This window comes from Bradyrhizobium sp. USDA 4449 (assembly GCF_054056275.1).
In genome coordinates this window covers 1,294,910-1,318,503 of record NZ_JBSRYD010000001.1, presented here as the reverse complement: position 1 = coordinate 1,318,503, position 23,594 = coordinate 1,294,910, and the positions used below count along the sequence as shown (strand labels likewise).

At 63.2% G+C, this 23,594-nt stretch carries 23 protein-coding genes, 1 tRNA gene and 2 pseudogenes; 8 read left to right on the top strand and 18 right to left on the bottom strand.

The window, feature by feature from the left end; translation table 11 throughout:
* Positions 1-46: 46 nt before the first annotated feature.
* The 4 genes from ACVIIW_RS06315 to mbfA form a co-directional block, all read right to left on the bottom strand.
* Entirely contained in the window at positions 47-1,519 is a 1,473-nt protein-coding gene (locus ACVIIW_RS06315) for an amidase (protein WP_456699954.1), read from the bottom strand.
* 89 nt (positions 1,520-1,608) lie between these two features.
* Positions 1,609-2,139 carry a cytochrome b gene (locus ACVIIW_RS06310; RefSeq protein ID WP_456699953.1) on the bottom strand — a complete coding sequence of 177 codons (531 nt, stop codon included), beginning with the start codon at positions 2,137-2,139 and terminating at the stop codon, positions 1,609-1,611.
* Between the two features lie 29 nt (positions 2,140-2,168).
* Positions 2,169-3,026: a hypothetical protein gene (locus ACVIIW_RS06305; RefSeq protein ID WP_456699952.1), complete on the bottom strand. Its 858-nt coding sequence runs from the start codon at positions 3,024-3,026 to the stop codon at positions 2,169-2,171.
* A 10-nt stretch (positions 3,027-3,036) separates the two neighbouring features.
* Positions 3,037-4,008: an iron exporter MbfA gene (gene mbfA, locus ACVIIW_RS06300; RefSeq protein ID WP_456699951.1), complete on the bottom strand. Its 972-nt coding sequence runs from the start codon at positions 4,006-4,008 to the stop codon at positions 3,037-3,039.
* A gap of 189 nt (positions 4,009-4,197) precedes the next feature.
* Between mbfA and ACVIIW_RS06295 the strand changes: the two genes are divergently transcribed.
* Positions 4,198-4,929 (top strand): hypothetical protein, encoded by a 732-nt coding sequence (locus ACVIIW_RS06295; protein WP_456699950.1) that lies wholly within the window; start codon positions 4,198-4,200, stop codon positions 4,927-4,929.
* Between the two features lie 144 nt (positions 4,930-5,073).
* On the opposite strand, the gene ACVIIW_RS06290 is transcribed toward ACVIIW_RS06295, so the two are convergent.
* The 7 genes and pseudogenes from ACVIIW_RS06290 to ACVIIW_RS06260 all read right to left on the bottom strand — a co-directional run bounded on the left by ACVIIW_RS06290 (position 5,074) and on the right by ACVIIW_RS06260 (position 10,852).
* Positions 5,074-5,442 (bottom strand): hypothetical protein, encoded by a 369-nt coding sequence (locus ACVIIW_RS06290; protein ID WP_456699949.1) that lies wholly within the window; start codon positions 5,440-5,442, stop codon positions 5,074-5,076.
* 111 nt (positions 5,443-5,553) lie between these two features.
* Positions 5,554-6,711, bottom strand: coding sequence for an alpha/beta hydrolase (locus tag ACVIIW_RS06285; RefSeq protein WP_456699948.1), 1,158 nt, complete (start codon positions 6,709-6,711; stop codon positions 5,554-5,556).
* Positions 6,712-6,737: 26 nt separating this feature from the next.
* A pseudogene (locus tag ACVIIW_RS06280) lies at positions 6,738-7,608 on the bottom strand (MBL fold metallo-hydrolase).
* On the bottom strand, positions 7,605-8,231 hold the full coding sequence (locus ACVIIW_RS06275) for a serine hydrolase (RefSeq protein WP_456699947.1): 627 nt from the start codon (positions 8,229-8,231) through the stop codon (positions 7,605-7,607). Before ACVIIW_RS06275 ends, ACVIIW_RS06280 begins: the two are co-directional and overlap by 4 nt.
* A 23-nt stretch (positions 8,232-8,254) precedes the next feature.
* Entirely contained in the window at positions 8,255-8,866 is a 612-nt protein-coding gene (locus ACVIIW_RS06270) for a glutathione S-transferase family protein (RefSeq protein WP_456699946.1), read from the bottom strand.
* Between the two features lie 168 nt (positions 8,867-9,034).
* The gene (locus tag ACVIIW_RS06265) at positions 9,035-9,877 is read right to left on the bottom strand and encodes a fumarylacetoacetate hydrolase family protein (protein WP_456699945.1); all 843 of its coding nucleotides are present in this window, start codon (positions 9,875-9,877) and stop codon (positions 9,035-9,037) included.
* 123 nt (positions 9,878-10,000) lie between these two features.
* Positions 10,001-10,852 (bottom strand): MBL fold metallo-hydrolase, encoded by an 852-nt coding sequence (locus ACVIIW_RS06260; protein ID WP_456699944.1) that lies wholly within the window; start codon positions 10,850-10,852, stop codon positions 10,001-10,003.
* A gap of 131 nt (positions 10,853-10,983) precedes the next feature.
* Here ACVIIW_RS06260 and ACVIIW_RS06255 point away from each other — a divergent pair, with 131 nt between their 5' ends.
* Positions 10,984-11,415 (top strand): DUF3775 domain-containing protein, encoded by a 432-nt coding sequence (locus ACVIIW_RS06255; RefSeq protein ID WP_456699943.1) that lies wholly within the window; start codon positions 10,984-10,986, stop codon positions 11,413-11,415.
* 53 nt (positions 11,416-11,468) lie between these two features.
* On the opposite strand, the gene ACVIIW_RS06250 is transcribed toward ACVIIW_RS06255, so the two are convergent.
* From ACVIIW_RS06250 to ACVIIW_RS06240, 3 genes are all read right to left on the bottom strand, one after another.
* Positions 11,469-12,251 carry an SDR family oxidoreductase gene (locus tag ACVIIW_RS06250; RefSeq protein ID WP_092230649.1) on the bottom strand — a complete coding sequence of 261 codons (783 nt, stop codon included), beginning with the start codon at positions 12,249-12,251 and terminating at the stop codon, positions 11,469-11,471.
* Between the two features lie 178 nt (positions 12,252-12,429).
* Positions 12,430-12,942, bottom strand: coding sequence for a CvpA family protein (locus ACVIIW_RS06245; RefSeq protein WP_456699942.1), 513 nt, complete (start codon positions 12,940-12,942; stop codon positions 12,430-12,432).
* A gap of 300 nt (positions 12,943-13,242) precedes the next feature.
* A complete protein-coding gene (locus ACVIIW_RS06240; protein WP_456699941.1) occupies positions 13,243-14,835 on the bottom strand; it encodes a GMC family oxidoreductase in 1,593 nt (530 codons plus the stop codon).
* A 370-nt stretch (positions 14,836-15,205) separates the two neighbouring features.
* Between ACVIIW_RS06240 and ACVIIW_RS06235 the strand changes: the two genes are divergently transcribed.
* The 5 genes from ACVIIW_RS06235 (at position 15,206) to ACVIIW_RS06215 (ending at position 17,917) form a co-directional block, all read left to right on the top strand.
* Positions 15,206-15,282: transfer RNA gene (locus ACVIIW_RS06235), tRNA-Met, on the top strand.
* Positions 15,283-15,481: 199 nt separating this feature from the next.
* Entirely contained in the window at positions 15,482-15,883 is a 402-nt protein-coding gene (locus ACVIIW_RS06230; RefSeq protein WP_456699940.1) for a thioredoxin family protein, read from the top strand.
* 80 nt (positions 15,884-15,963) lie between these two features.
* Positions 15,964-16,692, top strand: coding sequence for a cytochrome c biogenesis CcdA family protein (locus tag ACVIIW_RS06225; protein ID WP_456699939.1), 729 nt, complete (start codon positions 15,964-15,966; stop codon positions 16,690-16,692).
* Positions 16,625-17,257: a sigma-70 family RNA polymerase sigma factor gene (locus tag ACVIIW_RS06220; RefSeq protein WP_456699938.1), complete on the top strand. Its 633-nt coding sequence runs from the start codon at positions 16,625-16,627 to the stop codon at positions 17,255-17,257. Before ACVIIW_RS06225 ends, ACVIIW_RS06220 begins: the two co-directional genes overlap by 68 nt.
* Positions 17,258-17,917, top strand: a complete 660-nt coding sequence (locus ACVIIW_RS06215) for an NrsF family protein (protein WP_456699937.1) — start codon at positions 17,258-17,260, stop codon at positions 17,915-17,917.
* Positions 17,918-18,051: 134 nt separating this feature from the next.
* On the opposite strand, the gene ACVIIW_RS06210 is transcribed toward ACVIIW_RS06215, so the two are convergent.
* The 4 genes and pseudogenes from ACVIIW_RS06210 to ACVIIW_RS06195 form a co-directional block, all read right to left on the bottom strand.
* Positions 18,052-18,645, bottom strand: a complete 594-nt coding sequence (locus tag ACVIIW_RS06210) for a DUF1349 domain-containing protein (protein WP_456699936.1) — start codon at positions 18,643-18,645, stop codon at positions 18,052-18,054.
* A gap of 126 nt (positions 18,646-18,771) precedes the next feature.
* Positions 18,772-19,696 (bottom strand): annotated as a pseudogene (locus ACVIIW_RS06205) (substrate-binding domain-containing protein).
* A 37-nt stretch (positions 19,697-19,733) separates the two neighbouring features.
* Positions 19,734-21,071: an ABC transporter permease gene (locus ACVIIW_RS06200; RefSeq protein ID WP_456699935.1), complete on the bottom strand. Its 1,338-nt coding sequence runs from the start codon at positions 21,069-21,071 to the stop codon at positions 19,734-19,736.
* Positions 21,068-22,708 (bottom strand): sugar ABC transporter ATP-binding protein, encoded by a 1,641-nt coding sequence (locus tag ACVIIW_RS06195; RefSeq protein WP_456699934.1) that lies wholly within the window; start codon positions 22,706-22,708, stop codon positions 21,068-21,070. Before ACVIIW_RS06195 ends, ACVIIW_RS06200 begins: the two co-directional genes overlap by 4 nt.
* Positions 22,709-22,877: 169 nt before the next feature.
* Here ACVIIW_RS06195 and ACVIIW_RS06190 point away from each other — a divergent pair, with 169 nt between their 5' ends.
* Positions 22,878-23,591 carry a GntR family transcriptional regulator gene (locus ACVIIW_RS06190; protein WP_456699933.1) on the top strand — a complete coding sequence of 238 codons (714 nt, stop codon included), beginning with the start codon at positions 22,878-22,880 and terminating at the stop codon, positions 23,589-23,591.
* The last annotated feature ends 3 nt before the right edge of the window (positions 23,592-23,594 follow it).

Below are 23,594 nucleotides of genomic sequence, written 5' to 3'. Positions count from 1 at the left end.
AGCGCGGACGAGGCTCTGCGCTCTCAACGACGGGCGCGGGCGAACGTCAATCCTCAAACATCTTCGGCGGCACGAAGCCGCCGAAATCGCGTTCGATCAGCTCGGCGAGCTTCAGCGGCGTGCGGTCTTCCAGCCATGGGCCGACGATCTGGACGCCGACCGGTAGTCCATCGGGGGCAAAGCCTGTCGGAATCGCGGTCGAGGGCAGGCCGGGCAATGTCGCGATGCCGGGCCAGGCGAGCTGGTCGGTATAGACGTGCTCCTTGCCGTCGATCACGACGCGGCGCTGCTCCTGATCTTCCGAGTGATCATGAGGATAAGCCGGCGTCGGCATGATCGGGCAAATCACGGCATCGAAGGATTTGAACAGCTCGTGCCATTGCGCGCGCAGCCGCGTCCGGCCGCCGCGCGCGATCAGCCAATCGCGATGGCTGAGCGCGATACCGCGCAGGCGTTCGGCCTGCAGGCTGTTGTCGTCGGCCGGCAATTTGGCTGCTGCTGCAACTGCGCCGTCGTAGAATTCGGGCAAAAAGCTGGCACCGAGGAACGACAGCAGCATCCGCATATAGAGGCGCGAGGACGCCGCGAAATCCGGCAGCAGCGGACTGCTGCGCTCGATCTTGACACCAGCCCTGGCGAGGTTGTCGGCGAGCGTGTTGATGCTGCCGCGCACGGCGGCGTCGGTCGGTAGCACCGGATCGGTGTCAATCACGAGGACACGGAATTCTTTCAGCGAGCCGTGACGCGCGGCAGGCAGTTCGAGCCGGTAGGCCTTGCCGTTCTCGAGCGGATCGGGGCCGGCCATGACGTCGAGCAGCAAGGATAGATCGCCGGCGCTCCGTGCCATCGGGCCGATCACCGCGAGATCGCGCTCATAGGCCAGCGGCGCAGCAGGCGGTGGCGTATGGCCGCGCGATGGCAACAGATCGAAGCTCGGCTTGTGCGCGTAGACGCCGCAATGGAACGCCGGCACGCGCAGCGAGCCACCGATGTCGGAGCCGATCGAGAGCGGACCATAGCCCGCGGCCAGCGCCGCAGAGGAGCCGCCGGAGGATCCGCCGGGCGTGCGGCCGAGATCGTAGGGGTTGTTGGTCGTGCCGTAGACGTCATTGTAGCTCTGCCAATCGGCGAGCGCGAGCGGCACGTTGGTCTTGCCGAGCACGATGGTGCCGGCGTCCTTCACGCGCGTGACCGGCAGCGCGTCTTCCTTGGCAATGAAGTCCCTGTGCGCGGGATTGCCCCAGGTCGTGGGCAGGCCGGCGATATTGTAGGATTCCTTCACCGTCATGGGCAGGCCGAGCAGCGGTTTCCGCTCGCCGCGGGCTAAGGCGGCGTCAGCGTCGCGTGCGGCGTCCAGCGCCCGGTCGAAATCGCGGACACAGATCGCGTTGACCTTGCCGTCGTGACGTTCGATGCGGTGGATCGCATCCTGCGTGAGCTCGACCGAAGAAACCTTCTTCGCCTTTAATGCGGCCGACAGCTCGACCGCGCTCTTGAAACTCCATTCCGATCTCGCCACGGCATGCTCCTGCGCTTCACTGAGGAATGATGCGCAGTTTTATCCCATGCCGCAACCGCCGTTTGATCGTGGTTGATCTGTCTGGGATGTCATCCGGGCAGCATTCGCTCCATCACGCGGTCGCGATAGATGAAGATATGTACGAGCGCGGACGCGATGTGAATGCCGATGGTGACGAGCAACGCCCATTCCATGGCCTGGTGGAGGCCGTCAATGGTCCGCCCGGCCGCCGCATTGTCGGACGCGAGCATCGGCAACGGCACGAGATAGAAGAACGATACGGACCAGCCGCGGAACGACGCGAACAGCCAGCCAGAGACCGTCGTCGCCAGCACCAGCGCGTAGAGCAGCCAGTGGACCGCCTCGGAGGACATGCGCTGCCAGGCAGGAAGAGAGCTCTCGGGTGCGACGGGATGGGTGAGACGCCAGAGAAAACGGAGCGCCGTGAGCCCCAGGATCGTGATTCCGGTCGAGACGTGGAACGTCATGCCGGCGTCTGGATTCATACCTCGATGGATGTCCGGCATGAACCAGCCGATCGGGTATTGCACCGCGAGCAGTGCGACGATGAGCCAGTGGAAGACTTTGGCAGGTGCGCCGTATCGAAGGTGGGTGGTCATGAGTTGACTGCCGTTGAATATCGCACCGATCAGGGCTGGAAGTTTCGCGCTGCGGAATGAACGAACGGGTTGAAGGGCCCACTGCTCATCCGCGTGCTGGCGTCCGTTGCCTGCCCCGGCACCGGGAAGGCGTAGCCGATGATGGTCTTGACCACGAGCCGGTCGGACGCCGGGGTCAACCCGTAGCCGACGCCGAAGTTCACATCGAACACGCCTGCCTTGAAGTCGGTGACGGCAAACAGCATGTGCTGCTGTTCGGGGAGCTTGCTGAAATTCCCGATCTCGCCGAAGTCGGCGTAATATTCGAAGCCGGCGAACACGTCGTTGCCGAAGTTACGCGCCAAGCGGGCGGCGGGTGCGAAATCGACTTCGCCCCTGCGGCCGAAGCCGATATCCACGATCGGGTTGACGATGAACTCATATTGCGTGTTGCGCACGCCGATAATGGGGCGGATCTCCAGCCCCCATCGTGTCTGCGCGAATTTGGGCATTTCGTAGCTCAGCTCGAAATTCACGCCATAGAAGAAATTCCGCTGCTCGGCATGCGGCGAGACGAACAACGTGCGCAGCTTGAAAGCGTCGGACAGGAACTGCTGGTCCTGCACGGCAAACGGCAGATAAAGCCCGAGCTCCCACCAGTCGGTCATGCCGTAGGCGAATTCCGGCGTGCCGTTGAGGCTGTGGTTGGACGGAAAGCCGCCGGGAAATGGCGGGTCTTTCTGTCCGAGCGCAACATAATTGAGGTGCTGCTGGATCGTGAACTGGCCGACCTCGGCGATGCCGGCGTTGTAGACCTGGATCTCGTCGGTGGCGTGTGCGTTCGAGGCAAACACGACCAATACGGCCAGGAGGCTTGCGAGCGCAGTGTATGGAAGATTCCGCTTCATCCCGCTCGCCTCAGGCCGCACCGATCAAGATCCCCACCGCCAGCACGATCGCGCCGCCGAGCACGATCTGGAAGACGGCCTGCAGGAACGGCGTATCCATATAGCGCGCGCGGATGAAGGCGATCGCCCACAATTCGAAGAACACGACGATGCCGGCGATTCCGGTCGCGATCCAGAATGCGTTGGCCCAATGGTCGGGCACAAGATAGGGCATGGTGTGGCCGAGGCCGCCGAGCGTCGTCATCGCGCCGCAAGTGAGGCCGCGCAGCCAGGGCGAGCCGCGTCCCGTCAGCGAACCATCGTCTGACAGCGCTTCCGCAAAGCCCATGCTGATGCCCGCGCCGATCGAGGCGGCGAGGCCGACGAGAAAAGTCTGCCAGTTCTGGTGCGTGGCGAAAGCCGCCGCGAACAATGGTGCCAAGGTCGAGACCGAACCGTCCATCAGGCCGGCAAGGCCCGGCTGCACATATTGCAGCACGAACATCCGCCGCCGCGTGCGGTCTTCCTCCGCGCGCACATCGGGTTTCAAGATCTCGTCGGTGAGCGCGACCGCGCGGTTCTCGTGATGTTTTTCTTCCTCGGCGAGATCGCCGAGCAGGCGGCGCACGCCGACATCCTCGGCCTGCTCGGCGGCCCGCGCGTAAAAGCGCTCGGCCTCGAGCTCCATGGTCTCAACCTCTTTCCGGATCGTGTCGAGCGGCAGGTTCTTGGTCAGCCAGATCGGGCGCCGGCGCAGAAAGCCTTTGACGTCCTCGCGGCGGATCGGCGGCAGATGCGCACCAAACCGTTCTTCGTAGAGCTTCAGCAGGCGGTGCCGGTGTCCGCGTTCTTCCTCGGCCATTTCCTCAAATATCTTGGCGGTATCAGGGTAGCGCTCCCGGAGGTCCTCGGCGAAGCTCATATAGATGCGGCTGTCCTCCTCCTCGGAGGCAATCGCGACCGCAAGCACCTCGCGCTCGGTCAAATCAGCAAAGCTCTTCACCTGATCACCCCGTTTGGGTAGTTTAGAATTGTTCTAAACGCATATAGGCCGCGATTCGTTCAGGGTCAATTCACGCCTCCTGCGCAAACGCTTGCATCCGAAGGGCCGTGACAATGTTAGTTCAATGCATTGAGACGGGGCCCGGCTTACGGCTTCGAAACTTTGCAAGTGTGGCTGGACGGGTGAACGATGGACAAGGTCAAGTTTCGTCTCAACAATCCGCGGCTGGCACCGCGGCGCACCAAGCTCGAAATCCCCGGGTGGGCCGGCAAGCGAGAGCCTCGTGCGGATGGTTCGCGAGAGCAGGTCTGGCATTGCGTGCCTTTTTCCGAGGGTGCGCAATACGGCATCGAGCTGTTCTATCCGTATGATTTCGAGCTTCACGTCACGACCAAAGACGGACACTTGCTGCTCGAGGCCGATTGGGGTGAACCGCCTGAAGGTGGCGCGGAATGGCCGCCGTTTCGCAGATTTGGTGATGCCTTCTACACCTATCAGATACTGCTCGATCTGAAGGTCGAAAAAGGCCTGGCGGTTCGTACCGAGCCGCATCCGCGATTCTACACGGATCCGACTGATACGGTGCCGATCGCCGTCCCTGCGCTGATCCGCAATTGGTGGCCTATGATGTTCTTCTGCGTCTTCAAGGCCCCGGCGGAGGGCCGAACCCACGTCTTCCGGCCGAACGAGCCCTTCGCGCAAATCATCGTCATTCCCGAGGAAGCCAATTTCGAGCTCGAGCACATGGGCGAGGAGGAAGCGGCAGAGCGCGAGCTGCAGGCGCGCCGCATCTACCACAATCGGCCCAAACTAGCGGCCGGGACCGAGTGGACGTCGTCGTCGGATACGGTGTTCGACGGCACTTACCGCCACCTGCACCGCGCGGCAAAGGACAAGGCTCGCAACGAACAGGGCGGATGACGTTTCTGGCCCTGGGGCATTCCTTCGTCTGGAATAAGTGTTCCGGCGCTGATGCCGATTCTGCTTGAATTTCCCGGTTTTTTGGCCACCGAAAGCAAAACAGGACCCGGAGGTCCTGTTCGTCTCGTTGCTGACGTCGCGCCTTCAGTAGTCGCGGCGATAGAAGCTGTGGTGATGATGGTGGTGATGATGGTGGTGATAATACCGGCGATAGCGCGGCACCACCACGACCGGCGCGTCGTCGTAATAGCGATAGCGCCGATAGAAGCTGTGGTGATGATGGTGATGATGGTGGTGGTGGTAGAATTGAGCCACCTGAACATTTTCGTTGGCTTTTGGCCGGGGCGCTTCATCGATGGCTTGCAGAATGGCGCCGGCGTTTGCGATCGGCTCCAGCAAATCGGCGTAGGAATTCGCCTGTAGGACGTCCGTCGGTGCAGGCGCCGCTTGGGCGGTGCCGAGCGTTCCGAGCGTTGCCACGGCTCCCAATAACCCGGCGATCTTCTTGTCCAATGTCGTTCTCCATGGTCGCCGGATCCAATTCCGGTATCTCGCAACGTCAGATGTTGCCGGATGTTCCCTGAACCGCAGATTAATCCCTCGTGGCGAGAGCATGGCGTCGCTTCAGCCGAAAGAGGCTGTTGCGGTGCGGTGGAGAAATTGTAACAACAGGGTGCTCACCTCGGCCGGCTGCTCCTGCTGCACCCAATGGCCGGCGCCATCGACGAGATGGCAGCCGAGCATCTTCGTGCAGCCTCGCCCCTGCATGGCCTCAAAAACGCCGGGGCGCTGATAGGTGCCCCAATCCTGTTTGCCGGAGATGAAGCAGGAGGGGACGTCGATGCTGCGGCCTGAGAACAGCTGCATCTCGTCGTTGAGCATGCCTGAGGTTACGTAACGGTACCATTGCAGTCCGCCCTGGAATCCGGTGCGGCCATATTCGGCACTGTAGAAAGCGAGATCGCTGTCCGGCAGCCATTGGTTGGCCGCGATCGCGGCGGGCGAGGGCATTTCCTTCGCAACCGTCTCGGCCATCGTCTCGCCGAGGTCCATCACGTAATAGGTCGGCAGCTTGGCGAGTTCGTCCGCCGACCATGATTTCAGCGGATATGGCTCGTTGCCGGCCCAGTCCGCGCTCTTGTGATGATAGTAGGCGCGCAGGAAATCGTGCACACCTTGCGGTGCATGCTGCATGTCGGCATTGGCCGGGCGTGTCGCATAATACCATTGATAGTGAATGCGCGGCCGCGGCAGGGCGGCAAGCTCGCGATGCACGGGATCTTCGACCGGAGGCTTGGCCGGTGCATCGGCTGTGCCGAACGGCAGCGCCGGTGCTCCGCCGAAGGGCGCGCTCATCAGCGTCACCGAACGAAACACGTCGGGCCGGATCAGCGCGCACCAGGCCGCGACCGGACTGCCGAAATCGTGTCCGGCGAGATCGACCTGCTTGTAGCCGAACGCCGATACCAGTGCGAGCGCGTCGCGCACCAGGTTCAGGAGCGAGAACGGCGTGAGATCGCCGTCGTAATCCGCTCGCCATCCGGTGGTGCGGCCATAGCCGCGCTGGTCGGGCGCGAGCACGTGATAGCCTGCAGCCGCGAGTGCCGGCATCACCTTGCGCCAGGAGAAGGCGAGCTCCGGAAAACCGTGCAGCAAGAGGATGCAGGGTCGGCCCTTGGTCTCGAAGCCGGCTTCCAGCACATGCATGCGCAAGCCGTTGATGCCCTCGACATAGCGCGAGCGGATACCGGCGGGCAGGGGGATATCAGGGAGTGTTGTCATCGTTTCTGTCTACCTACGGCATCTGGCTAAACCGCCGCGCACACGAACGCCCTGCCCTTGCGCTTGATCTTGCCGACCGAGGGCGAAGGGAAATGCGCGGTGCAGCACAGCGTGTCGGTGTCGCAATAGCGCTCCAGAAAACTGCGGCGCGTCGTGGCCGCCTTGACCGGATCGACGTCGAATTTGATCGACAGCTCCGGATAAAGCGTCTGCAACGGCGAGTGCATGAGGTCGCCGGAGAACACCGCGTCGTCCTTGCCGCGTCCCATCGCGATCGCGACGTGGCCGGGCGTATGGCCATGGCGTCGGCACGACGCGGACGTGGTCGCCGATCTGGTGATCATTGCCGACCAGTTCATGCCTGTTGGCGTCGACCACCGGCAGCACGCTATCGACGAAGGGCGGGATCGCCGTCGTCGCATTCTGCTCGAACCAGTGGTCGTATTCCTGCTTGGCGAAAAGGTAGCGCGCCCTGGGGAAGGTTGGCACCCAGCGGCCGTTCTCCAGCCGCGTGTTCCAGCCCACGTGATCGACATGCAGGTGCGTGCACATCACGAAATCGATGTCATCAACCGAGACCCCGGCGGCATTGAGTGCGCGCAAATATGTGTCGTCAGTCTTCATGTTCCATTTCGGACGATTGGGTCGCGGCTTGTCGTTGCCGATGCAGCTGTCGATCAGGATGGTGTGATGCGGCGTCTTCACGACATAGGACTGGAAGCAGAGCATCAGGACGTCCTGCTCATCCAGCGCGCGTGCCTGCCGCATCCAATTTCGGTTCTCGGCCAGCACCTCGGGCGTCAATCCCGGCAGCATCTCCAGCGCCGGGACGAACGACGTCTCCTGCTCGATGACGCGCTGAATGGTGAGATCGCCGACCGAATATTTCAGGCTCATGCTCGCTTTCCTTCGTGATCAGCGCGCGTCGCGCACGGATGGCATGACGAGATTGGTGAGAATGTCGATCGCGGCCAGGCCTTCCTTCGGTTGGCCGTATTGCGCGGCGGCAGATGGCGCAGCGTGATGGCGTCCCATCCCGGCTGCTTCACCGCTGCGTAGTCGTGGAAGAATTTCAGAACGGGCTCATCGACGCCTGCGATGAGCTTGCGGTCGATCGCGATTCCCACCAGCAGCGAGGTCACGCTCTTGGTTGCCGAGCGCATGTCGTGCTTGGTCGTTGCGGTGAATTCGTACTGGCCGTCGGGCTGTCCCCAGGGTTGGTCGTAGCCGGCAAAATACTGCTCGAAGACGAGCTTGCCGTGCCTGACGACGACGACCGAATGGACTTTGGTTGCCCTCAGCGCGAGCCGCGCGGCGATGGTGCACAGCCGCGCGCCGTCCATGCCGACGCTGTCGGGCGAGGCGATCTCCCAGCCATCGCCGATCGCTGCAGGGGATCCGCAGACCTGGTCGGGTTGTCCTGGCGGCATGTTTTCGGCCCACAGATGAGTGGCTGAGACCGACAGCGCGAGCACGAGGCCTGCACTGAGACAAGTGAGCCGGGAGAATCGATCACGCATCGTCATTCTCCCGGCATGTCCCGCTAGGCGGAGGGCGGGACCGAGGTCTTCACCGAGGGCCGCTCCAGCATCTTCTGATGGAAGGCGTCGAGCTTGGGATAGGCCTTGCGCCAGCCGCAATCGGCGAAGCGGAAGTCGGCGTAGCCGAGCACGCAGACGAGGCCGATCTGCGAAATGTCGAACGGGCCGTTCAGCACCTCGGGCATATTCTCGAAGCGCGCCATGCCGGTCCAGGCCCGGTTCCAATGGTCATCCGACCATGCCTGCCATTGCAGGGCCTGCGGCCGCACCATCTTCTCGTAACGGCACAGCAGCATGGAATCGAGCATGCCGTTGATGAGCGAATGATTGGTCTTGGCCTTCCAGCGCCGCGCACCGTAATCCGGGATCAGGCTGCCGCCGGCCATCTCGTTGAGATATTCGACGATGACGTAGGAATCCAGGATGACGTCGCCGTCATCAGTGATCAGCACCGGCAGCTTCTTCAGCGGCGTGATCTTCGAATAGTCCTCGTTGACCGTGCCTGGCGTGACCGTTGCCGGCGTGAATTCGATCTTGTCGATCAGCCCGAGCTCGATCGCGGCGATGCGCACCTTGCGGGCGAAGGGCGAGGCGGGGGAGAAGGAAAGTTTCATGGGAAATTGTCCTGCGGGATGATCGGCAGTCGGCTTTCGTCATTGCGAGCGAAGCGAAGCAATCCAGTCCGTTTCCGTGGAAATAGTCTGAATTGCCTCGTCGTCAGCGCAAAATTGCTTCGCAATTTTGTCGCGGGCTCCTCGCAATGACGAGGAGAGAGCGCAGCCTTACGCCGCCACGATCTCCTGGCGCTGTTCGCCGAGGCCTTCGATGCCGAGCGTGATGACGTCGCCGACGTTGAGGAAGGTCGGCGGCTTCATGCCGAGGCCGACGCCGGGCGGGGTGCCGGTCGTGATGATGTCGCCCGGCAACAGCGTCATGAACTGCGAGACGTAGGAGACGCACTTGGCCATCGAGAAGATCATGGTCTTGGTCGAGCCGGTCTGGCGGCGCTGGCCGTTGACGTCGAGCCACATCGACAGGTTCTGCACGTCCTTGATCTCGTCCTTGGTGGCGAGCCAGGGGCCGAGCGGGCCGAATGTGTCGTGCGACTTGCCCTTGGTCCACTGCCCCAGGCGCTCGGTCTGGAAGTTGCGCTCGGAAACGTCGTTGCAGACGCAATAGCCGGCGACGTAGTCCAGCGCATCGGCTTCCGAGACGTATTTGGCCCGGGTGCCGATGATGGCGGCGATCTCGACCTCCCAGTCGAGCTTGGTCGAGCCGCGCGGCTTTTCGACGTTATCGTTCGGGCCTGACAGCGAGGTGTTGGCCTTCATGAAGATGATCGGCTCGGTCGGGATGGCCGCGCCGGTCTCCTTGGCGTGGTCGCTGTAATTGAGGCCGATCGCGACGAATTTCGAGATGCCGGTGACGGGCGCGCCGAAGCGCGGCTTGCCCGAGACGGCGGGCAACGAGGCCGGGTCGATCGCGGCGAGCTTCTTCAGAGATTCCGGCGAATAAGCCTCGCCGGTGAGGTCCTTGAGATGCGCCGACAGGTCGCGCAATTGGCCGGATTTGTCGATCAGGCCGGGCTTTTCCGCACCCTTTTCGCCGTAACGAACAAGCTTCATTCTCGTCTCTCCCTGAGTGGACTGATCGGTTGAACAGCTTCATGGAACAGGGCCGCGGGAAATTCAACCGCCGAAAAGGCGTGCATTGCAGCCCTTCATTCGCGGGTGGGTGGGCCACGAACCCTATCGCCCCAACGCTACAAACCGGAACGCATCGCCCTCCCGCCGGACATGTCCGGCCGAGAAATGCCCGCCGATCACCAATGTCGGCGTATCGGCAAAGCGCGAGAACACCTTGTAGCGGCTCGCGACCGCCCCGGCGGGATCGCTGTCCACGACGGAGCACCAGTCGAGATGCGCCATCTGGCAGGGGTGATGGGCGACGTCGCCGCCGAGCAGCCCCTGTTCGCCGTCGGATTCGATCACGACGCTCACGTGGCCCGGGCTGTGGCCCGGGGTTGGGATCAGGCTGATCTCCTCGCAGAGCCGGTGGTCGCTCCGGATCAGTTCGGCCAGGCCCGCATCGACGATCGGCTTTACGGAATCCTTGAACACCGCGACCTTGTCCGGCTCCGCCGTATAGTCGCGCCAATACTCATATTCGGTCCTGCCGAACAGGTAGCGCGCCTTGGGGAACGTCGGCACCCAATTGCTCCCGACCAGCTTCGTGTTCCAGCCGACGTGATCGACGTGAAGATGCGTGCATAGCACGGTGTCGATGCTCTCGGGCGGAAAGCCGGCTGCGATCATGGTTTCGAGAAACGGCGTGTTGCGGTTATTCCAGGTCGGGACGCCGCGGCCCTGCTTGTCATTGCCAAGGCCGGTGTCGACCACGATGCGCCGCGTCGGCGTCTCGACCACCAGCGAATGGATCGACATTTTCAGCCGGCCTTCTTCGGTGGCGAAATGTGGGATCAGCCAGGGAAGCTTCCGAATTTCATCATTGGTCGCGGCCGGCAGGATGAACCGGGTCGAGCCGACTGTCTCCATCTCGACCACCTGGGTGATCTTGACCCTGCCGACCTTCCACTGCATCGGGCGTCCCTCATTTCTTGCTTTCGCGAAAGATGCGGCGTCGCGCCGTCGAACGCAATGGATCATCTGCCGTGATGCCGCGTTGTCTCGGGAACCTGAAATCAGTCACGCCACGAGCTGAGGGGAAACCCATGCCAGAGCTTGCCATTTCTGCCGACAAGATCGCCTTTATCATCGAGAAGGCCCGCGAATTCGACGTCAAGGAATCCGCGACCGATGAGGATTCCGGCTCGAATGCCACCGATGACGACGAAATCGACGTGCTGGAGGACACGGCCTCCGACCCGGTCGCAGCCGAGCTCACTGGATTCATCCGGGCGCTGAACGAAGACGAGCAACTTGACCTCGTCACGCTGATGTGGCTCGGCCGCGGCGATGGCAACGTGGACGAGTGGGACGATCTGCGTAGCCGGGCGATCGAGGCCCGCGCCGGATACAAAGCGCCGCGGCGCGAAGTGGTGCAATATCTGCTGGGCGAGCCGATGCTCGGTGATCTGCTCGCCGACGGCATGGACGAGCTCGGCATAAGCTGGACCGACGAGCGAACCACGCCGGCGTCATAGCGCGTTCTGCTGTCACCTCTCCCGCAAGCGGGAGAGGTGACAGCATCAAGCTCTCACAGGGTGCCGGGGAAAGCGCCGCCGTCGAGCAAGATGTTTTGCCCGGTGATGAAGCCGGCCTTGGCGCCGCAGAGGAAGGCGCAGGCATAGCCGAACTCGTCGGGCTGGCCGAAGCGGCCGGCCGGATTGAGCTTGGCGCGCTCGGCCAGGATCTGCGCCGGCGTGACGCCACGCTTGTCGGCTTCGCCCTTCGCGGTGCTGGTCAGGCGATCTGTTTCGAACGGGCCCGGCAACAGGCCGTTGATGGTGACGTTGTTGATCACGGTCTTGCGCGACAGGCCGGCGATGAAGCCGGTGAGGCCGGCGCGCGCGCCGTTGGAGAGGCCGAGAATGTCGATCGGCGCCTTGACCGCCGCCGAGGTGATGTTGACGATGCGGCCGAACTTGCGCGCCATCATGCCGTCGACGGTCGCCTTGATCAACTCGATCGGGGTGAGCATGTTGGCGTCGATCGCCTTGATCCAGTCGTCGCGAGTCCAGTTGCGGAAATCGCCGGGCGGCGGGCCGCCGGCATTGTTGATGAGGATGTCGGGCTCGGGGCAGGCTTTCAGCACGGCCTCGCGGCCGGCTGGCGTGGTGATGTCGCCGACGATCTCGGTGACCTTCACCGCGGGAAAGGCCTTGCGGATTTCGTCCGCCGTCTTCTTCAGCGCCTCGGCGCCGCGTGCGGTCAGCGTGACGTCAACGCCGGCGTCGGCCAACGAGAAAGCGCAGGCGCGGCCGAGGCCCTTGCTGGATGCGCAGACGATGGCGCGGCGACCTTTGATCCCAAGATCCACTGTTTCACTCCCATGGTGTCAGGCAAAGTTTTTGGATGACGGCACTCTAGCCAACTGCGGTGCCCCTGATAAGGGACGGGCCCGCGTCAAAATGCATGGCGCGGCGCTTGGCGATGCAAATGCGCAGATATGATCCGAAATCCTGTGGGTTTTCCGAAAAGATGGTGCCCGAGAACGATCAGATGCGCCGCTCCTGCTTGAGGCGATCGATTGCCTCGGCCGCCTCTGGAGGGAGTGACTTGAAGCCCATCTGCCCGACCGCCGAGAACAACGGCCGCAGATGCGAGCCCGCGAGGAAGGACGGCTGGCGATTGGCCGGCACGATCTGGTCGAACACCAGCACCAGCGAGGTCGCGACAAGCCCGACCCTGACGGCGCCGAGCGCGGCGCCGCCGAGGCGGTCGCCGATCCCGGCGTCACGGATGGTGTCGTCCAGGACGAAGCGACCGATATATCCCAGCAACATGCCGACCACCACGAAGATGCCGAAGAGCCAGATCCAGCTCTGGACCAGCGGGACATTCGGATTGCCCGCAATCTGCGGCGCAATCATCGGCATCAGCGAGACCGCGATCGGGGCGGCAAGGAGATAGGCGAGAATGGTCATGGCGCTGCGGAGCAGGCCGGTTTTGAAGCCGAAGCCGATCGCGATTGCCAACGCGGCATAGACCGCGAGATCGAAGCTGTTCATGAGCGAAACCCTGCCGATCGAACCAATGAACGGCGAACCGGTCATTCGGTTTCAGATCGCTAAAATCGTCTGCGTTTTCGTTGGCTCCACAGGAACGGATACTGCGCCTTTCAGGATTATTCGAGACGGGTAAAGAAAACATCTTCTGGTTGCGGTATCGGCGTGCACAATTTGCATGCGGGGGCTGCGACCCATAGTCCCGGGTGTGGTTCGGCGAAGATTCGGAATTGCCAGCTCTCGCCACAATCGCTTCCCGGCGCTTGCCCGGGATCACGGCGGAGTTTGCGGGTGAGCTTCGCCCTACCGCATCTCCGCCCGGATCATATCCGCGGCCTTCTCCCCGATCATGATGGTTGGCGCATTGGTGTTGCCGCCGATCAGCGTCGGCATGATCGAGGCGTCGACGATGCGCAAACCGTCCACGCCATGCACCTTCAGCTTCGGATCGACCACGGCCATCGCATCCGTGCCCATCTTGCAGGTGCCGACGGGATGATAGACGGTGTCGACCCGGTTGCGCAAAATGTTGCGGATGTCGTCGTCGGTGCGCACATCTGATGTGAACATGTCCTTCTTCTGCAATGCGCGCAGCGCAGGCGTCTCCATCAGGCGCCGCGTGGTCTTGAAGCCCGCGACCATCGACTCGAGGTCTTCCGTCTCCCCCAGGAAGTTCGGATCGATCATCGGCGCGGCGAGTGGATCGACGCTTTTCAGCCATACGCTGCCGCGGCTTTTCGGCCTGAGCAGGCAGACGTGGCATGAGAAGCCTGCCTCCTTGTGCTTCTTGCGGCCGTGATCATCGAGCATCGCAATCACGAAGTGCAGCTGGATGTCAGGCACCTCGAGGTCGGGCCGCGTCTTCAGGAAGCCGCCACACTCGGCGAAGTTGGTGGTCATCAGGCCGCGTCTCTCCTTGCGGTACTGCTGGATGCCCCGGAGCAGGGAAGGCAGTCGACCGAGCGAGGCGTGCACGAAGTGCGGATAGTCGGAGGCGTAGACGAACACGAAATCCGGATGGTCCTGCAGATTGCGCCCGACGCCCGGCAGATGATGCGTGACGCCGATACCGTGCTTGCCAAGTGCCTCACCATCGCCGACGCCTGACAGCATCAAGAGTTGCGGCGATTGGAACGCGCCGCCGGCGAGGATCACCTCACGACGTGCGCGCAGCTGCTTCTTTTGCTTGCCCTGTACATATTCGACGCCGATCGCGCGCCCACCTTCGAACAGGATCTTCGTGGCATGCGCCCCGGTCTCGACGCGAAGATTGGTGCGCTTGTCCAGATGGGGATTCACATAGGCCCGCGCCGCGCTCCAGCGCTCGCCCCTGTGCTGCGTCACCTGATAGCTGCCGAGGCCTTCGTGATCTTCGGCGTTGAAGTCCTCGCGGATGCGGAATTGCGCCTCGCGTGCGGCCTGGTGGAAGATCTCATGGATCGGATTGTCCGAGCGCAGCCTGTTGACATGCAGCGGGCCGCCCTTGCCGTGATACTCGTCGTCGAAATCGCTGTTGTCTTCCGAGCGCTTGAAATAGGGCAGCACGTCCGCATACGACCAGCCCTCATTGCCGAGCGCGGCCCAGTGGTCGTAGTCCCATTTGTGGCCGCGGATATAGACCATGGCGTTGATGGCCGAGGAGCCGCCGAGGCCCTTGCCGCGCGGTTGATAGCCGATGCGGCCATTCAAGCCCTTTTGGGGCACGGTATCGAAGGCCCAGTTGGCCGTCTTGTATGGCAGAGCGAGCCCGAACGGCGTGGTGATGCGCCAGTTGTCGTTGCGCCCACCCGCATCGAGCAGCGCCACCGATGTCGCCGCGTCCTCCGACAGCCGCCCCGCCACCGCGCAACCGCCGGAACCCGCGCCCACGACGACGAAATCGAATGTGTCAGCCACTTGTGTTTCCCCCATTTTTTTCTCGTCATTCCGGGGCGCGCGCAGCGCGGACCCGAAAATCCATTGCGCCCCCTGTGACACGGTTGGCCGCTGTTTTGTTGCCCCAAGCTGGCGCTTTGTGGAACTTCTGGCAAGTGTGCGGCAAATCGGCCGGAAACCGCGCCGGCTAGCTGTCACAAAGTCGAAAAAAACGTCCCCACAGCCCTTTCCAAAGGCGGTCCGGGTTGGTACATACCGCCCGCACCCAACGGGTTTTGCCCGGGGTTGCCTTCCAGGAAGCCTTCGGGACGGGAGAAGCAAGCCGCGCGCACAGCGTCGGCCCTCAATCCACCGTCCCCGGCCTTTTCACGAAGGCAAGGCAATAGTTTAACGCGGGGTGGAGCAGCCCGGTAGCTCGTCAGGCTCATAACCTGAAGGTCATAGGTTCAAATCCTATCCCCGCAACCAAATTGATAACCCCGGCAATGTGATTTGCCGGGGTTATTTTTTGCGTCCGCATTTGGTCTTCGCCAGGTGTGCCCAGCATCGCCATGCCGCGACGCGAATTTATCTTCGACGGCTGTAACTCTTTCGCACCTGCATCCGAACCTTGGAGCATGAACCCGGCGGCGTTTGCCGGGATGTCATCAGCCACCAGGAGATTGGGATGCGCTTTTCGAGAACGATGGCTGCGGCCGTGCTGGCCCTGGGCCTGTCTGCGGGACTGGCGCCCGCTGCTTCAGCTGCGACGGAGATGCCGTTCACAGCGCAGGCATTCGATTCGGCCCAGCACGAGGGCAAGCCGATCCTAGTCCACATCACCGCACCCTGGTGTCCCTATTGCGCCAAGCAGAGGCCGATCCTGGACAGCATCGAGAGTGAGGCGGCGTTCAAGGATCTCGTCGTCTACAACGTTGACTTCGACACGCAAAAGGACATCGTCCGGAGTTTGGGCGCCCAGAAGCAAAGCACGCTCATCGTATTCCACGGCGCAGCCGAAAAGGGGCGCTCGACCGGCGATACCGATGCCAACTCGATCAAGACGTTGCTGCGGAAGGCGAACGACTAGCTCGCCTCGTTGGTTCCGGCGCGTGCTCGTTCGTGCCAGCGCTGGTTTCGCCAGGACGCGCTGCTTGAAGAAATATCGGGGTGACCTTGTCATTCGTCAGCGTGGGATTCGGCTTTATCGCCGGCATGCTCTCGACCTTGTCTCCTTGCGTCCTGCCGTTGCTGCCGCTCGTGCTCGGGCCTGCGCTGGCCGCGCATCGTCTGGGTGTGCCGGCACTGCTGGCAGGTCTGGTGCTGTCTTTCACCGGCATCGGAATCTTCGTCGCCACGATGGGTTTCGCGATCGGTCTCGATGGTGACGTGTTCCGCGACATATCTGCCGTTCTGCTCGCCGGATTGGGCGGCATCCTGCTCAGCGACGTCCTGCAACAGCGGTTCGCGTTGGCTGCCAGCGGTGTGAGCAATGCCGGGAGCCGGCTGATCGCCCGTATGAGTCCGACCGGCCTCAAGGGGCAGTTCGTGGTGGGCATCCTGCTGGGAGCGCTCTGGAGTCCCTGCGTGGGACCCACGCTCGGAGCCGCATCGGTGCTTGCGTCCCAGGGCCAGAATCTCGTCAGCGTGACGGCCGTCATGATTGCCTTCGGGCTGGGAACGGCGGTCCCCTTGCTCATCGTTGGGGCGCTGTCCAGAACGGCGTTGATGCGCTGGCGGGGCAGAATGATGAATGCTGGAAAGGGCGGCAAGTTCTTGCTCGGTGCCAGCGCGGTGACAGTGGCTATCCTGATCCTGACCGGCGCGGATCATGTCCTGGAAGGCGCGCTGGTCGCCGCGTCGCCGGCTTGGCTGGTCGATTTCACCACGCGGTTCTGAAATGTCCGGCTTGCGCGCGGCGGACCCACAGGAATGGACGGCGCTCATGGTTGAGGGGCAACGCGGCGATACACAGGCCTATCACCGGCTGTTGCTCGGCATCACACCTTATCTGCGGGCCATTGCTAACCGGGTGCATCGCAACCCGAGCGATGCGGAAGATACTGTTCAGGATATTCTGCTGACTCTGCATGAGGTTCGGCACACCTACGACCCGGCACGCCCGTTCAAGCCCTGGCTGGCCGGCATCGCGAGACATCGTGTTGCCGATCGCTTGCGCGCGCTCGGACGGGTGGCCGCAGGGGAAGTGATGTTGGACATCGAACATGAAGCCTTTGCGGCGGTCGACAAGAGCGGCGACGCGGCACTGAACAGCCGGGCCGTGGAAGCAGCGCTGCTGGCGCTTCCGGCGGGCCAGCGCCAGGCCATCACGCTGTTGAAGCTGCAAGAACAATCGTTGAAGGAGGCCGCCGCGCAGAGCGGGATGTCCATTGCATCTCTGAAGGTGTCTGCTCATCGGGGGATCAAGGCGCTCAGGCGTCTTCTGGGCGACGGAGACGCGTAGATGGAGACCTCCGATCTCATTCAGTCCCTTGCGAATACGGCGCGGCCGATCCGCGTCATTCGCCCTCCGCTGCTTCGCGCGGGCTGCTGGTTGCTGATCGCGCTCGTCGCTCTGGTTTTGCTGGCCCTCGAACATGGTCTTCGGTCGGATATCGCGAACCAGCTGCGCAACCCGTCTTTCCTCGTTGGGACGACGGCCTCTTGCCTCACCGGCGCGCTGGCCGCCCTCGGTTGCCTGATGGCGAGCCTGCCGGACCGTTCGCGCTATTGGCTGCTGCTTCCACTGCCGCCGCTCGCGGTGTGGACGGCGACCCTTGGATATGGTTGCCTGACAGATTGGGTGAGCTACGACGCCGGTGGTCTGCGGATGGGCGCGGCGTTTCAGTGCTTCGCCACGGTTCTCCTCGTCAGCTTGCCGCTTTCGGCGTCCATTTTCGTGATGCTGCGTCATGCGGCCCGCCTGCGTCCGACCTTGGTGACGCTGGCGGCAGGATTGGCCGTTGCGGGCATGACGTCGACGGCCATGTCGCTGCTCTATCGCCTCGATGCGACGGTCATGAACCTGATCTGGAATCTTGGAACGGCCACGCTGATCGTGCTCATCGAGGCCATTGTTGGACGGCGGGTTCTGACGCGGATGGCGAAGGCGGCGGGACGCTGATCCGACCGGATGCAACGCACGGAAGCGGTCTGCTCCAAGGCGCGATGAGCTCGCGATGAATCGTCATCGCGCTTTAGGTTATTGTTTGCGCATATCATTTCGGAAAGCCGCTGCACATTTTTCTGGAACATGCTTTAGCTGAGATCGTGCAGATCCTTGCCGAGCGGCGCTTTCAGGGAAAATCCAGTGAAGGTGACCGGCAATCCCGCGCGTTCGGGTGTGCAAGCCATGGGACCGACGAGATAGGATGGCGCTCTCGTGAAAGAAGCCAACCGCACGAGCGGCCAGCTTTTACCGTCAGCCGAGGCCTGCACTCGAACGACGCCGTCCGAGACGGTGACGCGCATCCGGAAATCGCGGGCATCGTGCTGATACGGGGCCGTTGCCCAATCCGACTGCCCAATGGTCAGTACGCTCGACAGCATGGCGCGGCCGTCCGAAAACTCGATTCCGGCCTTGATCCAGTGCTCGGCGTCGATGCGCACCATGATGCCGGCCTGATCGTAGAGTTCCTTAAAATCGCACTGGACGCGAAGCTCGGCCGTAAACGCCTCCGCGGTCCGAAAGCCCAGAAAGTGGCCGTTGTCGCGGCAGAACCCGTAATGCGTCTTCTGCCAGAAATCGGTGGCGTTGTCGGTGACGATCTCGAGCCTGTCGCCCTGCGCGGTCCACCGCTCCGGTTCATTCAGCCAAACTCCATCGTGCCTCGCGAAGATCGCAGCGCTCATGTCAAACCTCGGTGAAAGTTTTTGATTCCGCCTGACGTCGATCTGGCGCGCAAGCGCAGGGCGAACGGAGAGCCGGGGTCGCGATGGCGACCCCGGCTCTCCGAGACGCATGTCAGGGCGTTCAAATCACAGCAGCCCGTTCTTCTTCAGGATCTCAGGCGCGTTCTCCTTGGTGATCAGCATGGTCGGCAAGGTGATGACGGGCTCGAGCTTCTCGCCTTTGAGCAGCTTTGCCGCCTGCCTCAATCCTTCCGCGCCGGGCGTTGCGTAGAGGAAGGTCGCGGTGAGCTGGCCCTTGGAGACCCAGGTGACGCCTTCGTCCGGCAATCCGTCGATGCCGATGATGAACTTGATGTCCTTGTCGCGGCCGGCGTCCTTGGCGGCGAGATAGGCGCCGTAGGCCATCGGATCGTTATGGCCGTAGACCATGTCGATCTTCTCGTTGTTGCGCAGCGCCGTCGTCATGATGTCGTAGGCCTTGTCCTGCTTCCAGTCGCCCGACTGGTTGTTGAGCAGGTATTTGATGCCAGGCTCCTTGTCGGTGAAGGCATGGAAGCCGTCGTGCCGGTCGTGAGCCGGTTGGGTGCCCATGCCGCCCCAGATTTCGACGACGTTGCCGGCCGCCTTGCCGGGGCCGCCGAGCAGCTTCACCGCGTGCTCGCCGGCCGCCTTGCCGATCGCTACGTTGTCACCGCCGATGAACTGGGTGATGCGCTTGGTGTCGACATTGCGGTCGAGCACGATGACGGGAATCTTGGCGTCGATCGCCTTCTCGACCACGCCGGTCAGGCCGGCCGATTCCTTGGGTGAGATCAGCAGCACGTTGACCTGCTGCACGATCAGATTGTCGCAATCGGCGACCTGTTTTCTCGGTCTTGTCCTGGCCGTCCGTGATGATGAGGTCGATATCCGGATGGTTCTTGGCCTCGGCCAGGATGTCCTTGTTGAACTGCACGCGCCACGGCTCCAGCGTGGTGCACTGGCTGAAGCCGACTTTCGACTTGCCGGCGGCCTTCGCGGGCGTCCAGCCGGCCGGCAGATAGATGGTCATTGCGGCACCTGCCGCGGTGGTCGACAACTTCAAGAACTCACGACGCTTCATCGAGATCCTCCCTTGCGAGTTGGGCCTTTGCGGCGCTTGGCAGCCGATGGGGCTCGGCTGTTTTCGGATCGGCCTCTGCCCCGCCCGATCGGCGGAACCGCCATCGCGCGACGAGCTGACCGAGATTCTGTTCCTGCACCAGCACGGTGCAGACGATGATCAACCCCTTCATCACGAGCTGGACGTTGGAGTCGATGTTCTGAAGCTGCAGGATGTCGGAGAGCAGGCCGAAGATCAGGACGCCGACGAAGGTGCCGGCGAGGCCGCCGCGGCCGCCCATCAGGCTGGTGCCGCCGATCACGACGGCGGCGATCGCATCGAGCTCGAGGCCGGTGCCGGCGTCGGGCTTGCCCTGCCGGTATTGCGCGACGAACAGCACGCCGGCGATGCCCGCGAGCAGGCCCGACAACAAATAGGCGGTGAGTTGCACCTGCGCGACCTTGACGCCGGAGAGCTTGGCGGCCTCGACATTGCCGCCGATCGCATAGGCATAGCGCCCGAACGTGGTGAAGCGCAGGATCGCGCCGAACAGGCAGATGGCCGCGAGGAAGAACACGCTCGGCACCGGCAGCACGCCCCACAGCATCGAGCGCAACAGCTCGAAGGCCTCGGTCGCATTGGTCCCGGTGTAGACAGGGACCACGGCATTGTCGGACCCGGCCGTCAATCGCGCGATGCCGAGTGCGCTGACCATCATCGCGAGCGTCGCGATGAAGGGCTGCAGCCGGCCGGTGACGATCAGGAGCCCGTTGACGCCGCCGAGCACCATCGCGAGGCAGGGCGCGATCAAGAGGACACCGAGCACGCCGAATTTCGCCGGCACCTGGTTCATCGTCCACCAGCCGATGGCGATGGCGACGACAAGGCCGAGCAATCCCGGAATGCCCATGCTCTGCCAGCGCGTCAGCGCGATCTCGCGCCGCCGTCCGGCACTGACATCGCGGCCGCGCGCGAGACCAGCGAACACGAAGCGCGCAGCCAGCGCCACGGCCGCGCCGCCGACGAGGATCGCGGCCGGCACGCCGATCACGGATGCGGAGGTCCAGCCGCGTTTGGTCAGCAGCATCGCGCAGATCACCGTCGAAAAGCCCATCACCGAGCCGACCGATAGATCGATGCCGCCGAGCAGGATGACCATGGTCATGCCGGTCGCGACCAGTCCGGTGATCGAGACCTGGCGCAGCACGTCGGTGAGATTGCCGTAGGACAGGAAGATGTTGTGGCCGGATGAGGTGTGCGGCGAGGTGAGGGCGCCGACCAGGCAGATCAGCAGCAGACCCCAATAGAGCTTGGTGCGGGAGAGCAGGCGGATCAGTGCTTTCATGACGCGGCTTCCTGCAACCATCTCGCCATCCCCGGTGCCGCAAGGCGCATCACCGTCTCCTGCGTCGCATTCTCGCGCGCCAGGATGCCGGTCTGCCGTCCCTCGCACATGACGAGGATGCGGTCGGACAACAGCAGCAGCTCGGGCATCTCCGAGGTCACCACGATGATGCCGAGCCCCTGCGCGGCGAGATCGAAGATCAACCGGTAGATCTCCTGCTTGGCGCCGATGTCGATGCCGCGGGTCGGCTCGTCGAGCAGCAGGATGCGCGGTTCGGTCGCCAGCCATTTGCCGATCACGACCTTTTGCTGGTTACCGCCGGACAACGCGGCGGCCTCCTGACCGATGCCGGTGCAGCGAACCGAGAGCCGCCTGACCATGTCGACCGCGAGTGCGCGTTCGCGGGCGAAGGCTCGCAGGCCAAATCGCGACAGCGCGCCGATCGAGGGCAGCGCGACATTGTCGCAGATCGAGGCAGCCAAATGCAGGCCGCGCTCCTTGCGGTCCTCGCTGACGAGCGCGACGCCGTGATGGTAGGCGTCGGAGGCAGAGACGATGTCGACCGCCGCACCGTCGATCGCGATGCTGCCGGTGCGCCAGCCGCGCGCCACGCCAAAGATCGATTCCAGGATCTCCGTCCGCCCGGACCCGAGCAGGCCGCCGATGCCGAGGATCTCGCCGCGCTTCAGCTCGAAGCTGACACCGTGCAGCGTCCTTCGCCATCCGTGCGGCCCGAGCGTATCCAGCGTCAGGCCCTGCACCGAGAGGACGACCGCGCCGTCCCGCGCCGTCGCGCCGCGCTCGTTCGCGGTCATCTCGCGGCCGACCATCGCCGAGATGATGGCGCCGCGCGAGAGCTCGTCGATGGGCGCGGTCACCACGCGCCGGCCGTCGCGCAGCACGGTGACGCGGTCGGCAAGCTCCAGCACCTCCTCGATGCGATGCGACGTATAGATGATCGCGACGCCTTCGCGCGCGAGCTGGCGCACGATCTTGAACAGCGTGTCGCATTCCGACGACGACAGCGCCGAGGTCGGCTCATCCATGATGAGGATGCGCGCGTTCAGTGACAGCGCCTTGGCGATTTCGACGAGCTGCTGCTCGCCGACGCGCAAGCCCGCGATCCTGGTATCAGGCGCGATGCTGACGCCGAGGCGCGCCAGCAGACGTCCGGCCGCTCTGATCATCCGGCGCCGGTCGATCAATACGCCGCCGATCAGCGGCTCCCGGCCAAGGAAGATATTGTCGGCGACGCTCAGCTCGGGAACGAGGTTGAGCTCCTGGTGGATGATGGCGACGCCGGCCTCTTCGGCATCGCGTACGCCGCTGAAGGATGCAGCACGGCCCTCGACCAGAATGGTGCCGTCGTAGCTCGTGTGCACGCCGGCAAGAATCTTCATCAGGGTGCTCTTGCCGGCACCGTTCTCACCCATCAGCGCATGCACTTCGCCGTGGCGCAGATCGAAGTCGACGTCCTGGAGCGCCTTCACGCCGGCAAAGGATTTGGAGACCCGCTCCGCGCTGAGCACGGCATGTCCAGCCGGCACGCCGGGGCGGCTACCAAGCTCGACCACGCGAGAGGAGCGCGGCGCGCCACGCTCGTCATCTGCCCCGAGCGCGCCGAAGCGTGTGTCCATTGGCTTTCCTCCCGGCGTGCCGTCAGTCCCTGGGAAGACATCGAGCCGCAGGTGATGGTTTATTAGTTGACTGATATGCTAGTTATATCAGTTGATGCTCGTCAAGCCTTTTGCTCAGCGCGCTTGGCGTTGCGGCATGGAAATGTGTAGATCGGCTGGGGATCAAAGCATGCATTCAGTCGGTGGTTTCAGTGGCGGCACACGGCCAGCGCGCGGGCGCAGTGCAGGCGGATCAAAGGTCGACCAGGCCTATGTTGCGCTGAAACGCGCCATCGTCTCCGGCTTGCTCGCGCCCGAAACGCCGATCGACAAGAACGAATGGTGCGCACGCTTCGAGGTGTCCAAGCTGTCGATCACGACCGCGATCAACCGGCTCGCCTTCGAAGGACTGGTCGTGGTCGAGCCGCAGCGCGGTTCCTACGTCGCCCGGATTCATCTCGAGGACGTCCGGCAGTGGATGCTGATGCGCCGCGCGCTGGAGGTCGAGGTCGTCGGCGTCTGCGCGGCCAGCTTGTCCGACGATTCGATCGGCGCGCTGAGCCAGAACCTCGCTTATCAAAAGGCTGCGATCGCGAGCGGAGACCTCGAAGGCTTCCATGAGCTCGATACCCGGTTTCATCACCAGATGACCGAGAACCTGAGCCTCGCGCGCGTCGGCGAAGTGCTCGATCCGATCCGCACCCATCTTGAACGCGTTCGCCGCACCCTGCTGCCGGAGCCTGGCCGGCTCAAGGGAACGTACACGGAGCACGAGGCGATCTACCGCAGCATTGCCGATCGCGATCCTGAAAGGGCCAGAAGCGAGATGGCCAACCATCTCGATCGCGTCGCACGCGAGTTGCACGCGTTCGTGGAGAAGCACCCTGGGTTCTTCGAGAATTAGGCT